The following is a 15,436-nucleotide window of genomic DNA, read 5'->3' as shown; positions in this document are numbered from 1 at the left end:
GACTGCGCGGCCTTATTTATCCCTTGGAAATTGATTTTATGTCTAACCAATACAAGACCACTGAAGAGCTCGTCAGCTACGGCATTGGCCGTCAAATGGGCGACCAACTGGCAAGCAATCCTTTTGAAGGTGTATCAGCCGCTGCAGTTGCGCAGGGAGTGATGGATGCGCTCAACGGTGTGGATATGCCCTATAGCAATGATCAGATGCAAGCGGCATTTGAAGAGATCAATACCCGCATGCAAGCCAAAGAAGCAGAAAAGCACAAGGCTTTAGCAGGTGCTGGCGAAGCTTTTCTGGCAGAGAATGCTAAAAAAGCCGGTATCACCGTGACGGCTTCAGGTTTGCAATATGAAGTGATCACTCAGGGTACCGGTGCGATTCCAACCGCGACCTCAAAAGTAAAAACCCATTACCACGGTACATTGATTGATGGCACTGTGTTTGACAGTTCTGTTAAACGCGGCCAGCCAATTGATTTCCCGGTCAACGGTGTTATCGCCGGCTGGACTGAAGCCCTGCAGTTGATGCCTGTTGGTTCCAAATGGCGTTTGTATGTACCGCACAATCTCGCCTACGGTGAGCGCGGTGCAGGTGCGAGCATTGCGCCTTTCTCGACGTTGATTTTTGATGTTGAGTTGATTGATATTGTTGGTTAATTCCTCAGTTTGAAATGACCACCAGCATGGGCTCCGGTGTGACCTTTTTCGACACGCCGTGAACCCATCCTTGGGGGCTCGGATGCGGCATCCTTGCCGCATACGGTCTCAAAGATCACACCGAACCCCATGCTTCATCGCAACCGTCCAGTAATTTTCCATCCCTAAATAAAAACCTTTTCTGTTGTTGGATTTTCCATGTGGTTTAAAAATTTACGTTTGTATCGCCTCACCGAGCAGTGGACTATTTCTGCTGAAGAATTAAATGAAAAGCTCGCCGAATTTTGTTTTAACCCCTGCGGCAGTCTGGACCCGATGCGTTACGGTTTTGAATTTCCGCTTGGGCGTCACGGCAGCGAATTTATCCATGTAACCAACGGCTACATCATGATTTGCGCCAAGAAGCAGGAAAAAATCCTGCCCGGTGGTGTGATCAAAGAACAGTTGGAAGAAAAAGTGCTGGCACTAAGCGAGGCGGAATCCCGTCCAATTGGACGCAAGGAGCGCGATACATTAAAAGATGAAATTATTTTTTCGCTCTTACCGCGCGCCTTCACCCGCTCATCGCTGGATTATGCCTATATCGCCCCACAAGAAAATATGATTGTGGTGAATTCGTCGTCAGCGAAACGCGCAGAAGATTTGCTGAGTAAACTGCGTGAAGCACTAGGCAGTTTGCGCTGTTTGCCTATCGCCCCAAAAAATATTCCCACTCAAGTGATGACCCATTGGTTGCGCGAAAGCCAAGCCCCGCACCAGTTTGAATTGGGCGAGGAAGTAGAGCTGCAAGCTGCAAAAGATGGCCGGGTCATCCGCTGCAAAAAACAAGATCTCACTGCAACCGAGATTCGCAACCATTTAGAAAGTGGTATGCACGTGAGCAAGATCGCACTGGTATGGAAAGAGGCGATCAGTTGCGTGATTGACGACCAGGTGGCCGTTAAACGTCTGAAATTTGAAGATGTTATCAGCGAGAAGGCCAACGAGCGCAATCCGGAAAGCAAAGCGGAACAATTTGACGCTGACTTTGCGATTATGGCACTTGAATTAAAGAACTTTATTCAGGCACTATTGGCTGCATTCGGCGGCGAAGATGATTCGCGTCTCGACCATTGAGTTACGGACAAAATACTAATAAGAAAACCTTAAGTAAGGTCTGTTAGTCTCACAAGGGAATGGTGCTTCAACCAGAAGCCCGATAGTAAAGCGAAAGATACATTTACCCTTGTGGATAATAATAATGCGCTCCCTAACTGTTTTGAGCCAGCGGCAAGTGTCGCTGGCGCTCAGTGTTTATATTGGTGTAATCCTCAATAGCGCCTGCCTGATTCGCAATGGCATATCCGGCGGCTGGCTGGAGGTGATTTCTGCCTTGCTGTCAGCCATTGCGCTCTTTGCTTTTTGCTATTTGCTCATCAGCTTTTTCAGCCTGTTTGGCCAAATCGCCTATAAAACGCTCGCGAGTTTTACACTCCTTGCATCAGCTGCAGCCAGCTATTACATGACATTTTTCAATGTAATCATTGGCTATGGTGTGATTGTTTCAACGCTGACGCTGGACACTGATTTAAACGGCGAAGCGCTCGGGCACGAATTTTTCTTGTGGTTTCTGCTGGTCGGACTAATGCCATGCTTATGGCTCTGGTGCACCCGCCTGCTAAAAGATGTCTATAGCAATCAGTGGAATGGTGTTGGAGTATTTGCCAAAAAGCTGGTGCCCGCTGTCGGTATGCTACTGGTGCTCAATGTCAGCATAGATACCATTGTCAAGCTCACCAAGGACCAGGCGCGCAAAAATAATCAATACACCGCGAGCATCGGCGGTGTAATTGCACACTCCTATTTGCCCACCAACTGGATCGCCAGCCTCGCGATTTATGCACATCAACTCGGCAAAGAAGATACCAGCGCAAAACAACTCTATGACCCGAGCAGCCATTTCACTTACCAACCAACACCGGCCATCGATAATTTATTTGTGGTGTTTGTGATTGGTGAAACCACCCGTTGGGATCACATGGGTTTATTGGGTTATGAGCGCGATACCACGCCGTTTTTGTCGCAGGAACCTAACCTGATCGCGCTGCGCGGCACCTCCTGCGATACCGCCACAAAATTATCCTTGCGCTGTATGTTTGTGCGTGAAAACGGCACAGAAGACGATGACCAACGCACGCTCAAAGAGCGCAATGTGTTTGCCGTGATGCGCAAACTGGGTTTCACCTCGGAATTATTTGGGATGCAAAGCGAGGCCTGGTTTTATTCCAGCGTGGATGCCAACAGTTATGAGATCCGTGAAATTATTGCCTCGGAATATGCTCACGGCAAACGCCCGATTGACGATATGTTATTGGTTGATCAAATGGAAAAATCCATTAACAAATACCAACAGGGAAAACACTTGGTAGTGCTACATACCAAAGGCTCACATCATATGTATAGCCAGCGCTATACACGCGAATTTGCGCGTTTTACCCCGGAATGCATAGATATAGACGATAACTGTACCAAACAACAATTGGTAAACTCCTTTGATAATTCGGTACTGTATATTGATTACATGCTGAAAAATGTGTTCGATAAACTGCGCGATAAAAATGCGTTGGTATTTTACATTCCCGACCATGGCGAATCCATCGATGAAAACCGTCACTTCCATGCCACCCCCAAAGAGATGGCGCCGCCCGAACAATTCCGCGTCCCTTTTATTGTCTGGGCATCTGATAAGTTTATTGCGCACCCACACCACCAACAACTCTTTGCGAATTTACAGAAGCGTGAAAAAAATAATTTTAACCCGCATCACGAACAAATTTTCGATAGCCTGTTAGGTTGCATGGGCTACTCATCGCCTGATGGTGGCATAAAAGCGCAAAATAATTGGTGTAGCGATAACCCAACGTCAATGGCCTTCGACAACCACCCGACGCGCTTCACCCAGCGTTAGATAAAATCGCAGCACGCCTTTAATCGGTTTGATATTAGCGTGCGCGAGGGTACTGAGCGGCTGCTTGGGAATATCGGTCAGGATTAATTCGGTATTATTTTTTTCGCATTTGGCAATTAATTTATTCAGCGCAGACAATCCGCCAGCATCCAGCAGTGACACCTCTTTTAAGGAAAGAATAATATGTTGTTGCACCGTACAGAGCGTTGAAAGCTCTCCAAAAACTCGATCAGCCGCCGCAAAAAATAATGGCCCGCTAATACTGAACGCGCGCCAATTTTCTGGTAACTGCTTTGTCTCATCGGTAGCGTTTTCATCAACAGTCACATCATCCACATGGGTCATGGCGGCGATTTCTTTCATAAACAAGAGCGCAGCCAATACGATACCCGCAGTAATCGCTATCACCATATCGAATAAAACGGTCAACGCAAAACAAGTGATAAATACCCAAATATCCCCGCGTGGTGCGGTTTTAATTAAATGTACGGCTTTATGCGCTTCACTCATTCCCCAGGCGACCATTACCAGTAAGGCAGCCATTGCAGGCATAGGCAAATAAGCGAGTAGCGGCGCAAGTGCAACCAGCCCAAGCAATACCACCAACGCATGAATCATTCCTGCTACTGGTGATTCCGCACCGGCCTTAATACTGGCCGCCGAGCGGGCGAGCGCCGCAGTCGCGGTAATACCGCCAAAAAATGGAGTGATTATATTGGCGATACCCTGCCCCAATAATTCACTATTCGCACTGTGACGCTTGCCGGACATACCATCCAACACCACCGCACACAACAAGGATTCAATTGCTCCAAGCATCGCAATCGCAAATGCAGCGGCGAGTAAATCCTGCACCACACGCGAATTCCACTGAATCGCTTCACCCTGTGCACCGGCCTGTAGCCAGGGCCATTCAAATTGTGGCAACTGCGGTGGAATACCAAACCCGGTTGTGCCATCAGCCAACGTGTAGGAAAAACGCGAGCCAATGGTATCGACAGAAAAGCCGGATTGATTAAAAACCAAAGCGACCAAAGTACCGACAATAAGTGCGGGCAGGTGCGGCGGGACAGGCAACTTTAATAACGGCCACAACAACATGATGACAAGTGTAGCAGCGGCGACAACAAAACTCGGCCAATAGAAATCGGGCAGGTTTTGCACTAGCAGCCAGAGTTTTTCCAAATAATGTTCAGGCATTGAATCGAATTGCAAACCGAAAAAATCTTTGATTTGTAAAGTCGCAATCACTACCGCAATACCGGCGGTAAACCCCAGCGTGACCGCTTCAGGAATATATTCAATCAAACGCCCCAACCGCAGCAGCGCCATCACCACCAAAATTCCACCGGCCATCACACTGGCGACCAACAATCCTCCCAAACCGTATTTTTGTGCAATGGGATAAAGAATAACGACAAAGGCGGCGGTAGGACCGGAGATACTAAAACGCGAGCCACCCAGCAACGGAATTAAAAAACCGGCGATGATAGCGGTGTACAGCCCGTATTGCGGCGCTACACCGCTGGCAATGGCGAGCGCCATTGCCAATGGAATGGCAATAATGCCAACGGTAATGCCCGCTAATAAATCGCGGGTAAAACGCGCTGCACCATAAGTTTCCGAAAAGCAGGCTTCACGAAAAGCATGAGCAATGCGTAGGGAAAATAAATGTGCGCGATGGGGCATATACACCTCAATAAAAATATCGATAGAGCGAAATACCAAGCAGTATCCACACCAGACATCCTTGTATGGACTCAAAAATGAGGCCATTCAACACAAACCCGGTGTATTCAAAGTATAGCGGGCTATAATGCTGCCCAAATTGTTCTGGATCATTTACGTTGACTTGAGAGACACAACATGAGCTTGATGTACCGCAGCATGATTGGCGCACTCTGCGCACTTACCCTCGCCTGTAGCAAGACCCCTGAGCTGTCAAAAATTGAAGGTTTTGCCCAGGGCACTACCTACCATCTCACCTTTGAATTGCCTGCTGATTCCACTGCCGAATTGTCCGCAATCGAAAAAGCCGTAACCGATGAATTTGCGCGCATGGATAAATCCCTATCTAACTACCGCGATGATTCAGTCATCGAAGCATTTAACGCAGCGCAAACCACCGAGGTATTGCCAGCCGAAGCAGAATTAGTCGCACTGGTTGAAGAAGCGCGCAAAGTACATCGCGCCAGCAACGGCTGTTACGATCTCACCGTCAAACCCCTGTTCGATTTGTGGGGATTTAAAAAAGAAGTATTCAGCCCACCGAGCGACGCCGATCTTGCACAAACTATGGCAATCATTGGGTTAGACAATTTGGAAACCGTTGATGCAACTCACCTGCGCAAACAGATTCCTGCATTGCGAATTGATGTCTCCTCGATTGGCCAGGGTTATGCGGTAAGTCGCATTGTGAAAATCCTTGAACAACTCAGCGTCAAAAATTATTTGGTTGAAATTGGGGGCGAGTTAAAAATCAGTGGCAAAAAACCGGATGGAGAACCCTGGAAAATTGCACTGGAAAAACCACTTCCAAATGAGCGCAAAATGCACAAAATTGCCAGCTTTGATACTGGTGTACCTATGTCTTTAATGGCATCCGGCACTTATCGCCATTACTTCGATAGCAACGGCAAACGCTATAGCCACATTCTTGATGCACGCACCGGCAAACCCGTCGAGCACAACACAGTTTCTGTCGCGATTTTGCATCAAGATCCTACCTTTGCCGACGCTTGGTCTACCGCGCTGCTATGCCTGGGCAGCAAAGAAGGTTTACAAGTCGCCAATGACAATAATCTCGCTGTGCTGTTTATCGACCAACAGGGCGATGAATTAATTGAGTCACAAAGTAACGCTATGAATGAAATGAAAGATGTGAGTTTTAAAAACCCTTAACAACATATTGGATGGACACAACATGAAACTCATCTACACCCACGAAAACCGTTTTCTGGTCGGTAATGCACACAACATCCTTGAACAGGCGGGAATTCGTGTGGTGTGGAAAAATGAATTTGCGTCCAGCGCAATTGGTGAAATAGCACCCTTTGATACCTGGCCAGAATTGTGGGTAGTTGACGATGCCGATTACGATCATGCGATTCAGATTATTGCCAATGCACTGAGTGCACCCAATGCACCTGAATGGATATGCCGAAGCTGTAACGAAAATAATGATGCAGCATTTGAAACCTGCTGGAATTGCCAAACTGACAAAACGGAGATGGCGCAATGAAACAATTTATCCTGTTTTTTTTATTGCTGGGGTTAACATCCAGCGCGCTTGCAAACACTTCTGCTACCGTGATGAGTTACAACATCCGTTGCGGCTTGTGTGAGGCCCCGGAAAATCCACACAACTGGAAAAAGCGTAAATATTTTGTCGCGCACCTGATCAAAACCCACAACCCTGATGTGATTGGTTTACAAGAGGCTGAACTGTTCCAAGTGGAAGATTTGGTTGAAATGCTGGATGATTATTCTTGGATGGGGGTCGGCCGCGATGATGGCCGCGACAAAGGTGAAACCACAGCGATTTTATTCCGCACGGCACGCTTTTCACTGCAAGCCCAACAAACACTCTGGCTGTCGCAAACACCACTCAAACCATCACTCGGATGGGATGCAACCTATCGCCGCACACTGAGCATCGCCAAATTACTCGATGCGCAATCTAAACAATTTCTGCATGTTTTTAATATCCATTTAGACAATGAGGGCGAAACCGCACGACAAGAAGGTGCAAAATTGCTGCTTGGTGAGATTGCAAAATTAGATGCAGCATCACCTATTGCGGTCACCGGCGATTTTAATCTCACCGCGCCATCTGCGACCTACGATATCATCACCCAGGTTTTGGCAGATGCAGAAAAAACTTCCATTACACCGGCAGTCGGTGGTGGAAAAACATTTAATGGTTTTGGTGAAAACAAAGAGCCAAACAATAAAATCGATTTTATTTTTGTGAAGAAATCCACCAAAGTACAAAGCCATCAAGTCGATACCACCATCTACAATAATATTTATCCATCAGATCACTATCCCGTCATAGTCAACATCGACACCTCCGCAGCACCGGCAGATGCATCAGTGAGTGCCCAGTAGCACCGCCAATTCATTTCGGATATATTTTTCTTCCACCCATTCCGGTAAATGGGCATTCATAAACTCAATAAAATGATGTGCGGCGATAGGCAAACGTCTATCGCCATGACGCACCACATACCAGTGACTGTTCAACGGAAAATCGCGCACATTGATGACGGCGACTTTTGCGTTGGACTGTGACAGCGTTTGCGCCAATGTATGCTCCGATAACACCGCCAACCCCAGCCCGGTTTCCACACTCATCCGGATCACTTCATTGCTTTCAATCTGCAACGTTTTATGCAGCTGTAAATTCTGTTCGCGCAAAAAATTTTCAAACACCATACGCGTCGCACTGCCGGGTTCGCGCATTAAAAAACGCTCGTCGATTAATTCGGAAAAATCAATTTGTGTTTTTTGCGCTGCCCAATGGTGAATCGGTGCAATCAGCACCAGCGGATTACGCAAGAATCGGCCACTGACCACATGATCGCCGGTCGGCGGATGGCTAAATAAGTACAAATCGTCCATCTGATTTTGGAACCGCTGCAAAACGCTGCTGCGGTTACCGATGTTAAAAGTCACATCCACCGCCGGATACTGTTGTGCATAGGGGCTGAGCAGACGCGGCAAAACATATTGTGCAGTAGTCACAACCCCAATACTGAAATGCCCTTTAGTGCCCTGCGCGGCATCACTTAAAAAACCATTGAAATCATCAAAGCGCGTGAGTGCATCAAGCGCGGCGTGATACAGCTCTTTACCTACAAAGGTCGGCTGATACTGACCATCGCGCACCTCCAGCAACAACTCTCCCACCGCTTCGGTGAGGCGTTTGATTTGCAGCGAAACCGTGGGCTGGGTGAGATGTAATTGCGCTGCCGCCTGGGAGATAGAACCCGTGCGCACCACAGCGATATAGACCTGCAACAGGCGGAAGGTCAGATGGCGGATATTCATAGGGTACCCTTGCTTAGGAATACTTATAGATAATCGTAAATATTAAAAAACATAAACATTAATTATCTTCTATCAATGCCCATCGCCACAATGGCCGCCAGGTACATCATTCATCTGGAAATAAGCATGCCCGATATCGTTATTATGTTTTTCTTACTCGGCGTACTGGCCGGTTTAGCCAAGTCCGATCTCAAAGTCCCCAAGGCAGCTTACGATACCCTGAGCATTCTGCTGATGCTCACCCTCGGCCTCAAAGGCGGGCTAGCACTGCATGGCCAAGTAAGCTGGCACTTACTGCCGGAAGTTATTACGGTCATTCTGCTGGGGATTGCGATACCACTACTGCTCTACCCGCTGCTGCGCAAATTCATCCTGCTCAACGCCGCCAACAGCGCCAGCATCGCCGCCCATTATGGTTCAGCGAGTGCGGGTACCTTTGCGGTGGCACTGGCGTTTGCGGAAGCCAACAACCTAACCATTGCCCCACAAACCACTTTGTACCTAGTGCTATTAGAATTGCCGGCGATTGTGGTCGCGATTTTGTTATACAAAAAAGCCACGGGCAGCACCGGCGGCATGAAGGGAATTTGGCACGAAGCGCTCACCAGTCGCGGAGTGGTTTTGCTCGCCGGCGGTGTGATTATTGGCTACCTCTACGGGCCAGACGCGAGCAAAGATATAGCCCCATTATTTCTCGGCGCGTTTAAAGCCTTGCTCGCGTTATTTTTATTGGAGATGGGCGTGTGCGCCTCGCAACATCTGCATCCTTTTCCTAAACATCATTGGCGCTTGATCAGCTTCGCTCTTGTCGCGCCTTTTGCGTTGGCGGTGATAGGTATTGCCGCAGGCATTGCGTTAGGTTTACCTGAAGGCAGCACACTCATCCTGGCTGCGCTCACCGCTAGCGCCTCCTACATAGCCGCTCCTGCTGCAATCCAAGCCGCAATCAAAGAAGCCGATATCGGGCTCGCAATTTTTGCAGCGCTGGGTGTGACATTTCCGTTGAATGTGCTGGTGGGGATTCCGGTTTACTACCAGATGCTCACGTGGATCAGCATCTAACTTCTTCTACTTATCACAATGATTCGCGGAGCATTTATGTACAGTCAAACGCATTTGCAACAATTGGAAGCCGAAGCGATTTATATCATCCGCGAAGTGGCAGCCAGCTTTGAAAACCCCTGCTTTTTTTATTCGATTGGCAAGGATTCAACCGTGATGCTGCACCTCGCACGCAAAGCGTTTTATCCCGCGCCTGTTCCATTCACACTCCTGCACGTTGATACAACCTGGGAATTTGCCGAGATGGCGCGCTTTCGCGATGCGATGGCAGCAAAACATAAACTCAAAATTTTGGTACACACCAATGAAGAAGCACTGGCGATGGGCATTCATCCCATCACCTCTGGCTCGGTGAAATACAACGACTTGATGAAAACACAAGCCTTAAAACAGGCAATGAAACAGCATCAGTTTGATGCCGCATTGGGTGGCGCGCGGCGCGATGAAGAAAAATCGCGCGCGAAAGAGCGCGTATTCTCGGTGCGCGATTCACATCAAGGCTGGGACCCTAAAAATCAACGCCCTGAATTGTGGAACATCTACAACACCAAAATCGACAAGGGCGAATCGGTACGCGTATTCCCGCTTTCCAACTGGACAGAGTTGGATATTTGGCAATACATCCTCAACGAAAATATTGAATTGGTCTCACTCTACTTGTCCGCCCCACGCATGAGTTGGATCAGCGATGACGGCGGCCAATATTTAATTCTGGACGACGAGCGCATGCTGCCATTTTTGAGCGAAACCGAACGCGCCAGTTTAGCAATCCGCCCACTGCGCTGCCGGACGCTGGGTTGCTATCCACAAACGGGCGCGGTACTCAGTGATGCCACCAGCCTACAAGATGTGATTCAGGAATTAATCGAAAGCAAAACCAGCGAACGCGAAGGGCGCATGCTGGATAAAGACCAAGTTGGGTCGATGGAGAAGAAAAAACGTGAAGGGTATTTTTAGAGGATTCCGAATGTCTCTTAACTCACGAAAAATACAGGCATAAGCCAACTACAACCTTACCTGCCACCCGCATTGCCCAAAAAATTCGTTCCTCGCGATCGCTCTACTGCTGAGCTGGTGAAAAGTCTGACAGAGTCAATGCAAGCGTTTTCAAAGAAATTTTTATTTTAGGCTTGGGAGTTGACTTGGGTTGCGAATCTGAGTTGTCTACAATGCTATCGTTATGGAGCACTGTTTCCAGTGCTCCTGCCGATTCATCCTGGAAAAAAGCGGGTTAAAAAATACCAAATACCTCTGCACTCACCAATTACCCAGTTGTACAAGTAGCAAACTCAAGATTAGGTACGGATTTTATTTCACCCGCAAGCGACTCAAACAAAGTGCGCTTACAAGTCTGGGAAATAACATACCCACGCTCGATTTTTTTCACACCATCCTCAAGATATTTAATAGTTACCTGCTTGGTTTGTGCAGATTCCAGGCTGCCAAATTGACGCCCCACACCAAGCTGAAACGATTCCACATAAAGTGATTTAGCTGACTCGCGGAATAATTTTGCATCATCGCGCAACCAATAATTAGTTGCATCCTCTTCCAATACCGGATCTGACACAATCACAACCAGTTTTTCGTAGGGATTAAGTGCGCCTTTTTTGAGTTTCTTTTGCACCTTTTTCTTTTTTGAATATAGCAATTCCCGATCTAGAAATGTCATTTTGTTATACAACAAAAAACTGCTTTTACTCTGTGTCATCAAAAAAACAGGGGTGACTTTAATTTGCCACTTACTGTTCTCAGATTGATTATCCCCGTGTAAAAACGTAAATTTTTCGAGAGGACTGGAGGATATTTTTAGGCGCAATTCGTTCGACAAATAATCAGTATTAACAACGGCAATATGTTGACTAAAAGGCTCAAGAACTTTGTTAGCCTCTTCTTGTTCTTTATTTAACCTGGACTTTTCCACCGAACCTGATACGGCTGCGTGTGCAAGTATGGAGACTAAAAATACACCCGCCGTATCGGCCGGATACATCATGCCTCCTGCTCCCTGGCCATTACCATTTAATGACTTTTTTCCAACAAATGTAATAGGATTGGTTGGATCAAAGCTGACATTAAAGAGCGCTTCATCCAATACCGGTATATTTTTCTCTGCTTTCGCACTTGCCATGGAAGCAACAGATAGTAAGAACGCGATCAGCAATAGGCTTCGTAACATAACAACCTCCCTTTTTATTATCGTTATAACAACTCGGCAATAAATTTGCCGAGTTGTTATGGGTCAATTAGTTAAATGGTTTGCGAAGGAGATCTACTGCTTCTTCTTCAGCTTGATAAAACGCATTAGTGATTCCAGGAAAGTTCGGCGGTGCATCCCACTCACCGTCAGCGGCTTTTAGGATATTGATTGGCGCAAACAAACTGTAGGAGTTATTAGCTAAGTCGATCATATAAAACTGCGCCGAAACAGCGGCCTGAGGCGCACCAACAGGAACATAGCTTGAATATTGACGAACAACACCAACGTTAAAGAAGTTCACCACTAACAACTGATCTACACCAAACTGGGTTTTGTATGCCGCATAATTTTTACTGATCGTCGAACCTGCAACCGGTTTTACTTTGGGCAATTTTTTCTCCGGGATTAGGCTGCTGATAGTGACCACCTCGTAACCCTTGGCTTTCAATTGCGCAATGACGCTGGCAGAGGTTTTTGCTAACTCCTCAGCTTGAAATGTCTCGACCTGTTTGGTTAATGATGAATTAGCAAGAGATGCAGCGCCCAAACATAAAAGGCAACCTGCGCCAGGAAATGAAGTGCTAATTTTAGGAATTGGCGACACATAGACACCAATTTTTTGCTGCTTCGGAATGGTATTGAGGTTTAAATCGACAGCCTGTTGTGGCGGAAGACTGGCGCAGCCAGTCACAAAAAGTACACAGACGGATAACAACACAGATAGATATTTCACGTTTACTGCTCCTGGTAATGATTATGTATTCCCTGATCCATATTTGTTCAGCGTAAACCGGCAACCCTAACGACACGCTGAAAAGCATGCTTGCCAAAAGCCACTCCAGATCCCGCCCAAAATGAACGCTATTCATCAGGGGCGGCCATATTATCGCGAAGATGAATTTAGCGCCAATAATTTTACTATCTGGTAGACCAAAAACTGCGCATCCGCTCGGGAATCCCTGTATGGAACATCATGTGCTAATATGCGCGCCTTTTTTCCGTTTCCGGCCCATTTTCTGGGCTTACACTTATTGAGTTTCAAGCATTCGGGCAAGCGCTATGGCAAGAAAAGTTGCGGTGATTATGGGTTCCAAGAGCGATTGGGCCACCATGCAGGCGGCAGTAGAGATACTGGAGCAGATGGGAGTGGAGTATCACACCGAGGTGGTTTCTGCCCATCGCACCCCGCAGAAACTCACTGAATTCGCGGAAACGGCGGTAGATAATGGCTATGCAGTGATTATCGCCGGTGCTGGCGGCGCGGCGCATTTGCCGGGTATGGTTGCAGCACACACCCGCTTGCCAGTGCTGGGCGTACCGGTGCAAAGCAAAGCGCTCAGTGGCTTGGATAGCCTCTATTCTATAGTGCAGATGCCCAAAGGCATCGCCGTGGGTACCTTGGCGATTGGTGTGGCTGGTGCGTTTAACGCCGGTTTGCTTGCCTGCCAGATTCTGGCAGTGACTGATCCTAAGCTGGCGACCAAAATCGACCAGTTCCGCCACGACCAGACCCAAGCAGTATTGGATAATCCAGACCCTCGTGATCAATAAGTCGCGATCAGTCATTTCCCTTTGCATTTAGTAAGCGCGTTTCGAGGTTAGGCATGAGTCAACGAATTTGGGTATTAGGTGCAGGCCAATTAGGTGCGATGCTCAAGCACGCCGGTATGCCATTGGCTCTGGATGTGTGCCCAGTGGATATTAATGAAGGTACAGCACCTGCACTTTCTCCCAATGACCTGGTTACCGCCGAACGCGAGCAGTGGCCGGAAACACTGGTGACTCACGCCCTTGCCCAACACCCGCGCTTCATCAACCAGAATATCTTTGGCCGCTTGGCCGATCGCAAAACCCAAAAAGAATTGATCGATTCACTCGGTATTGCGACTGCTCCCTGGCGCAATGTGGCCAATGACATCACCGCCAACGAATTGCGCGACCAACTCGGCGAACGCGTACTGCTTAAACGTCGCACCGGTGGCTATGACGGCCGCGGTCAACACTGGCTGCGCACCGATGAAGATGAAGTACCCGATGATTGGCAGGGCGAAGCCATCGCCGAACAAGCCATCAATTTTGATGAAGAAGTATCATTGGTCGGTGTGCGCAACCACCAAGGCGAATGCGTGTTTTATCCGCTCACGTTGAATCTGCACCTCAGCGGAATTCTCTACGCCTCGATTGCACCGCTCGCTCGCCTACAACCGCTGCAGGCACAAGCAGAGATGATGCTCGGTAAAATTCTAAATGCGCTCGATTATGTCGGCGTTATGGCGATGGAAACTTTCCGCGTTGGCGATCAGTTGCTAATTAACGAATTAGCCCCGCGCGTACACAACTCAGGTCACTGGACGCAAGCTGGCGCCAGCATCAGCCAGTTTGAATATCACCTGCGTGCCGTTGCTGGCATGGGGACACCGTTGCCGCAAATAATTGGCCAGAATGTGATGATCAATCTCATCGGCACTGACTATAATCCCGCTTGGCGCGATCTGCCCTGTGCACGCACCTACTGGTACGGCAAAGAGGTGCGCGCAGGCCGCAAGGTTGGGCATATCAATATTGTCAGCAACAACATCACCGAAATCCGCGAGACATTGGTGTTGCTTGGTGATTTACTGCCAGAGCACCACTACCGCGAAGCCATCGACTGGAGCCTGAACGGGCTCGCCACACTGTAAAACACTCGCGCACAAACCAGAGCCCGAAAAACTCTGGTTTTTTTGTAAGTCTTGGTTAATGTTTGCATCTTGCATAGCGGGAAGTGTGATAGGTTCTGTCATCTTTCCGCGTGTATCTTACAAGGAGCCATACGATGTTCACTTTGCATATCGCCAACAAAAATTACTCTTCTTGGTCACTGCGCCCCTGGGTGTTGATGCGCACATTGAATATCCCTTTCAACGAACAATTACATCCGTTTGACCCAGACAGTAATTGGACGGCATACCGAGCATTTTCGCCATCGGGCAAAGTACCTTGCTTGCAAGATAGCGAAATACATATTTGGGATTCCCTCGCTATAGCCGAGTATCTCGCTGAGGCTTATCCACAGGTCTGGCCAGCCGATAAAACCGCGCGCGCCTGGGCACGTTCCGCCAGCGCAGAAATGCACTCGGGCTTTCAAGCCCTGCGCAACAATTGCAGCATGAGCTGTGGCCATCGTATTCAGCTACACACAATTTCCCCTGCACTGCAAAAAGATATCGCACGCATTGATGAACTCTGGAATGAAGGCCTGCGTAAATTTGGAGGGGCATTTTTAGCCGGCGAAAAATTTACCGCTGTCGATGCTTTTTTTGCGCCGGTTGCTTTTCGGTTCCAAACCTATGGCCTGTCATTAACTGGCGCTGCGCAAGAGTACCTTGTGCGCTTATTGAATCTGCCAGCCATGCAGGAATGGTATGCAAGCGGCCTGGCAGAAACCTGGCGTGAACCAGAACACGAGCAGGAAATTCTCGCTGCAGGAAGTTTACTTGCCGATTTTCGCCACTAGTCCCAAACAGAGTATTCGCA

The 15,436-nt window shown here is 48.1% G+C and carries 15 protein-coding genes; 11 read left to right on the top strand and 4 right to left on the bottom strand.

Annotated features, from left to right (window positions below; translation table 11 throughout):
• The first annotated feature begins 38 nt into the window (after positions 1–38).
• The 3 genes from B4E62_RS19695 to eptB all read left to right on the top strand — a co-directional run bounded on the left by B4E62_RS19695 (position 39) and on the right by eptB (position 3,606).
• Positions 39–659: an FKBP-type peptidyl-prolyl cis-trans isomerase gene (locus B4E62_RS19695; RefSeq protein ID WP_310075128.1), complete on the top strand. Its 621-nt coding sequence runs from the start codon at positions 39–41 to the stop codon at positions 657–659.
• Positions 660–857: 198 nt separating this feature from the next.
• A complete protein-coding gene (gene rdgC, locus B4E62_RS19690) occupies positions 858–1,775 on the top strand; it encodes a recombination-associated protein RdgC (RefSeq protein WP_331353259.1) in 918 nt (305 codons plus the stop codon).
• A 124-nt stretch (positions 1,776–1,899) separates the two neighbouring features.
• Positions 1,900–3,606 (top strand): kdo(2)-lipid A phosphoethanolamine 7''-transferase, encoded by a 1,707-nt coding sequence (eptB, locus tag B4E62_RS19685; RefSeq protein WP_331353258.1) that lies wholly within the window; start codon positions 1,900–1,902, stop codon positions 3,604–3,606.
• Here eptB and dauA read toward each other — a convergent pair.
• Entirely contained in the window at positions 3,562–5,382 is a 1,821-nt protein-coding gene (gene dauA / locus B4E62_RS19680; RefSeq protein WP_310075134.1) for a C4-dicarboxylic acid transporter DauA, read from the bottom strand. The two genes, eptB and dauA, sit on opposite strands and share 45 nt — an antisense overlap.
• Before the next feature lie 90 nt (positions 5,383–5,472).
• Here dauA and B4E62_RS19675 point away from each other — a divergent pair, with 90 nt between their 5' ends.
• Genes B4E62_RS19675 through B4E62_RS19665 form a run of 3 tightly spaced genes read left to right on the top strand, consistent with a single transcriptional unit; the run spans position 5,473 to position 7,716 of the window.
• Positions 5,473–6,507 (top strand): FAD:protein FMN transferase, encoded by a 1,035-nt coding sequence (locus B4E62_RS19675; RefSeq protein ID WP_310075136.1) that lies wholly within the window; start codon positions 5,473–5,475, stop codon positions 6,505–6,507.
• A 22-nt stretch (positions 6,508–6,529) separates the two neighbouring features.
• Positions 6,530–6,847, top strand: coding sequence for a DUF2007 domain-containing protein (locus B4E62_RS19670; protein WP_310075137.1), 318 nt, complete (start codon positions 6,530–6,532; stop codon positions 6,845–6,847).
• Complete coding sequence (locus B4E62_RS19665) at positions 6,844–7,716, top strand: endonuclease/exonuclease/phosphatase family protein (protein WP_310075139.1); 873 nt, start codon at positions 6,844–6,846, stop codon at positions 7,714–7,716. The genes B4E62_RS19670 and B4E62_RS19665 overlap by 4 nt, the downstream gene beginning before the upstream one ends.
• Here the strand turns inward: B4E62_RS19665 and B4E62_RS19660 are convergent.
• Entirely contained in the window at positions 7,699–8,658 is a 960-nt protein-coding gene (locus B4E62_RS19660; RefSeq protein ID WP_310075141.1) for a LysR family transcriptional regulator, read from the bottom strand. The genes B4E62_RS19665 and B4E62_RS19660 overlap by 18 nt on opposite strands.
• Before the next feature lie 126 nt (positions 8,659–8,784).
• Between B4E62_RS19660 and B4E62_RS19655 the strand changes: the two genes are divergently transcribed.
• The gene (locus tag B4E62_RS19655) at positions 8,785–9,720 is read left to right on the top strand and encodes a sodium-dependent bicarbonate transport family permease (RefSeq protein ID WP_331353257.1); all 936 of its coding nucleotides are present in this window, start codon (positions 8,785–8,787) and stop codon (positions 9,718–9,720) included.
• Between the two features lie 36 nt (positions 9,721–9,756).
• Positions 9,757–10,677, top strand: coding sequence for a sulfate adenylyltransferase subunit CysD (gene cysD, locus B4E62_RS19650; RefSeq protein ID WP_331353256.1), 921 nt, complete (start codon positions 9,757–9,759; stop codon positions 10,675–10,677).
• 307 nt (positions 10,678–10,984) lie between these two features.
• On the opposite strand, the gene B4E62_RS19645 is transcribed toward cysD, so the two are convergent.
• Both B4E62_RS19645 and B4E62_RS19640 read right to left on the bottom strand, forming a co-directional pair.
• Complete coding sequence (locus B4E62_RS19645; protein ID WP_331353255.1) at positions 10,985–11,899, bottom strand: hypothetical protein; 915 nt, start codon at positions 11,897–11,899, stop codon at positions 10,985–10,987.
• A 67-nt stretch (positions 11,900–11,966) separates the two neighbouring features.
• Positions 11,967–12,653 (bottom strand): hypothetical protein, encoded by a 687-nt coding sequence (locus B4E62_RS19640; RefSeq protein WP_331353254.1) that lies wholly within the window; start codon positions 12,651–12,653, stop codon positions 11,967–11,969.
• Positions 12,654–12,979: 326 nt separating this feature from the next.
• Between B4E62_RS19640 and purE the strand changes: the two genes are divergently transcribed.
• The 3 genes from purE (at position 12,980) to B4E62_RS19625 (ending at position 15,416) form a co-directional block, all read left to right on the top strand.
• Positions 12,980–13,471 carry a 5-(carboxyamino)imidazole ribonucleotide mutase gene (purE, locus tag B4E62_RS19635; RefSeq protein WP_331353253.1) on the top strand — a complete coding sequence of 164 codons (492 nt, stop codon included), beginning with the start codon at positions 12,980–12,982 and terminating at the stop codon, positions 13,469–13,471.
• A 53-nt stretch (positions 13,472–13,524) separates the two neighbouring features.
• The gene (gene purK, locus B4E62_RS19630) at positions 13,525–14,601 is read left to right on the top strand and encodes a 5-(carboxyamino)imidazole ribonucleotide synthase (protein ID WP_331353252.1); all 1,077 of its coding nucleotides are present in this window, start codon (positions 13,525–13,527) and stop codon (positions 14,599–14,601) included.
• Positions 14,602–14,735: 134 nt separating this feature from the next.
• Positions 14,736–15,416, top strand: a complete 681-nt coding sequence (locus B4E62_RS19625) for a glutathione S-transferase family protein (RefSeq protein WP_310075167.1) — start codon at positions 14,736–14,738, stop codon at positions 15,414–15,416.
• Positions 15,417–15,436 lie beyond the last annotated feature (20 nt).

Source organism: Cellvibrio sp. UBA7671 (genome assembly GCA_002483145.1).
Classification (GTDB): domain Bacteria; phylum Pseudomonadota; class Gammaproteobacteria; order Pseudomonadales; family Cellvibrionaceae; genus Cellvibrio; species Cellvibrio fibrivorans.
This window is presented reverse-complemented; position numbering and strand designations above follow the sequence as displayed.

Bases quoted from the DNA above. Each gene is read 5' to 3' on its own strand.
- B4E62_RS19675 (WP_310075136.1), top strand. From the start codon at position 5,473: ATGAGCTTGATGTACCGCAGCATGATTGGCGCACTCTGCGCACTTACC.
- dauA (WP_310075134.1), bottom strand. From the start codon at position 5,382: ATGGCCTCATTTTTGAGTCCATACAAGGATGTCTGGTGTGGATACTGC.
- rdgC (WP_331353259.1), top strand. From the start codon at position 858: ATGTGGTTTAAAAATTTACGTTTGTATCGCCTCACCGAGCAGTGGACT.
- B4E62_RS19645 (WP_331353255.1), bottom strand. From the start codon at position 11,899: ATGTTACGAAGCCTATTGCTGATCGCGTTCTTACTATCTGTTGCTTCC.
- B4E62_RS19655 (WP_331353257.1), top strand. From the start codon at position 8,785: ATGCCCGATATCGTTATTATGTTTTTCTTACTCGGCGTACTGGCCGGT.
- purE (WP_331353253.1), top strand. From the start codon at position 12,980: ATGGCAAGAAAAGTTGCGGTGATTATGGGTTCCAAGAGCGATTGGGCC.
- B4E62_RS19665 (WP_310075139.1), top strand. From the start codon at position 6,844: ATGAAACAATTTATCCTGTTTTTTTTATTGCTGGGGTTAACATCCAGC.
- B4E62_RS19625 (WP_310075167.1), top strand. From the start codon at position 14,736: ATGTTCACTTTGCATATCGCCAACAAAAATTACTCTTCTTGGTCACTG.
- B4E62_RS19660 (WP_310075141.1), bottom strand. From the start codon at position 8,658: ATGAATATCCGCCATCTGACCTTCCGCCTGTTGCAGGTCTATATCGCT.
- B4E62_RS19695 (WP_310075128.1), top strand. From the start codon at position 39: ATGTCTAACCAATACAAGACCACTGAAGAGCTCGTCAGCTACGGCATT.
- purK (WP_331353252.1), top strand. From the start codon at position 13,525: ATGAGTCAACGAATTTGGGTATTAGGTGCAGGCCAATTAGGTGCGATG.
- B4E62_RS19670 (WP_310075137.1), top strand. From the start codon at position 6,530: ATGAAACTCATCTACACCCACGAAAACCGTTTTCTGGTCGGTAATGCA.
- cysD (WP_331353256.1), top strand. From the start codon at position 9,757: ATGTACAGTCAAACGCATTTGCAACAATTGGAAGCCGAAGCGATTTAT.
- eptB (WP_331353258.1), top strand. From the start codon at position 1,900: ATGCGCTCCCTAACTGTTTTGAGCCAGCGGCAAGTGTCGCTGGCGCTC.